Source organism: Buttiauxella sp., from assembly GCF_049686335.1.
Taxonomy (GTDB): Bacteria; Pseudomonadota; Gammaproteobacteria; order Enterobacterales; family Enterobacteriaceae; genus Buttiauxella.
Genome location: NZ_JBAVHX010000001.1, coordinates 1 through 2323, shown reverse-complemented (window position 1 = coordinate 2323; position 2323 = coordinate 1). Strand labels below are relative to the sequence as shown.

Here is a 2323-nt window from a genome sequence, read left to right as displayed (position 1 = left end):
CTCGTCCATGGCGTGAGAAGAAAATTTCTACAGTCAGTTATTATGAGTTGTTGCACCTTTTAGAATTTAAGAAATCGTCACGAGTACGAGATTGCGGAAGCGTCCTTGAATTTAGTGCGAATGGTGAGGGTCACTTTAAGTTGGCGAAAGCCTATTTTTGCAAGTCACCATTGTGTTCGATGTGTAACTGGAGGAGAGCGATGAAGCACAGCAGCCAAACTAGAAAGATCGTGGCGGAAGTCGTAAAACGAAAGCCGAAAGCAAGGTGGTTATTCCTGACGTTAAGCGTTCGGAACGCCATTGATGGCGACACTCTCGACCAAAGCTTGCGTGATATGTCCGAAGGATTTAGGAGATTGTGTGGTTACAAGAAAGTTTCGCAAAACCTTATAGGATTCATGCGTGCTACGGAAGTGACGGTCAATCAAAAGGACGGGACATACAATCAGCACATGCACATTCTGATTTGTGTTGAATCCACGTATTTCAAGAATACAGAGAACTATATCAACGCCAAACAGTGGCGTGAGTTATGGCAAAAGGCGATGAAACTGAATTACCTGCCAATCGTTAATATCCAAACCGTTAAAGCGAAAAACAAGAAAAAATCTGATCTCCATTCGGCAATCGACGAGACGGCAAAGTATCCCGTTAAGGCGAGTGATTACCTGACCGATGATGTTGAACATAACCTCATGGTGGTCAAGGATCTAGAAAAAGGATTGCACCGAAAAAGACGGATCGCGTATGGTGGATTGCTGAAAGAATTGCACAAGGAATTGAATCTCGATAATCCAGAGGACGGGGATTTAATCAAGACTGGTGACGAGGAAGAAGAGATTGGCGAAGAAGCCTATCGAGTCGTCGCATATTGGAATTGGCAACGAGAAAATTATTACTTGAGTAATCAAAACAAAGGGGATAAAAAGTCATGATGTTGAACGGTGATCGTTTCTTTGTCGAGGAATTACAAAAGCATGGTTATGACATTGATTACAAAAAACTTGTGGCGATCTACAAAGATTCACGACAGAGTGACGGGTACAAAAATCGAAAAGCAAAACAGAAAAGAGAAATGAACTTGCTGGCGAAATACGAAGACGAATTGATGGAGTCCATGAACAAAAAAGACGAGAAATGATTCTGTTTTTTGTTTTAAACGCAATTTAAACGCCTTAGAATCGTTTCTGACGTTTCCGAAGGGGATTTATCATACCAAGAACGAGAAAAGCGTTAAAACGGCATTTAAAGCGTTCTAGACGTTATTTTGAATCAATATCACGCTAAGAACTCCAAAAGAGTTCTTTTTTTTGTGAAAAGCGGTAGATTTTCAAGTTTTTTCTCAACGGTAGTTGACCCATTTGCACATGAATTTATTCATGGTGCGTAAGTGGGCACTCGCACTAAAACGAGTGAGTGGCAAATTACGTTCTGAAAAAAACGAATACTGACAAACCAACTTCACGATCACGAAGAAAAATTCGGAGTGCCCATCTACGCACCAATTCTTCGAATGGCGCAAATGGGTCAACTACCGTTGAATTAAATCTCCGTTTTTCCTACTCGAAAAAACAAAAGAATCACGTTACCACGTGATCGATGCTAGGCATTAGTCAAAGCGATTTATGCCGTAAAGCCTGATTGAATTGTGAGTGGCCCCTTAAACATACTCAAACCAGTAGACCCTTCAGGGTGAATTTTCCCTGGAGGGCTTGGTTTTGGGTTGTTAAGGGGCAGAGGCTCACAAATCAATTTGGCTGCGGAATAAAAAGCGAGTCAATCAAAAATTACGTGGTCTTTGAACAACTCTTGCTGGAGTTATTACTCGATCTTGAACCGAAATGATATTCGATTTCAAAATCATCGTAGGTATATTTTTGTTTTTGACGACAGCATCGAACCGAACGAAATCTTCGGTATGATCCATTGCTTCTGCGTAGAATTCTTCGAGAGTTGAATCTTCGCTAGATCTGTATTCAGTTCCATCGATCATGCGTATGATAATTGCCATTTTGCTCACCTCCTTTTCGAGAAGTATACTACGCAAAAAAAACCGCAGGGAAACTGGAGTTTCCGAGCGGTTTTGTCTTGGGTTTTTGAACTTAATCTTTCTATTCTTGATACTAACAGAAATAACGTCATTTTATTTTTTGGATGACCTGTCGCGACGAAAACATTGGTATAAAGCCATTTATCTTTGATTTTAGGGTGTTTTTTAAGTTGAAAAAAAAGTGTAAAAAAAAAGCGCTTTGTGATAGGGTTGAATTGTCGAGAAACAACACATCACAAGGCGCGATTTTAGCCTTCTAGAATTTGCATCCGA

The 2323-nt window shown here is 40.5% G+C and carries 3 protein-coding genes; 2 read left to right on the top strand and 1 reads right to left on the bottom strand.

From position 1 onward, the window contains the following. Positions 1 to 935: protein rep (locus WBL83_RS00015; RefSeq protein ID WP_424587208.1), on the top strand; the 935-nt coding region annotated here is incomplete at its 5' end. Continuing rightward, entirely contained in the window at positions 932 to 1141 is a 210-nt protein-coding gene (locus tag WBL83_RS00010) for a hypothetical protein (RefSeq protein ID WP_424587207.1), read from the top strand. The genes WBL83_RS00015 and WBL83_RS00010, both read left to right, overlap by 4 nt. Before the next feature lie 639 nt (positions 1142 to 1780). Here WBL83_RS00010 and WBL83_RS00005 read toward each other — a convergent pair. After that, complete coding sequence (locus WBL83_RS00005; protein ID WP_424587206.1) at positions 1781 to 2011, bottom strand: hypothetical protein; 231 nt, start codon at positions 2009 to 2011, stop codon at positions 1781 to 1783. Positions 2012 to 2323: the final 312 nt, after the last annotated feature.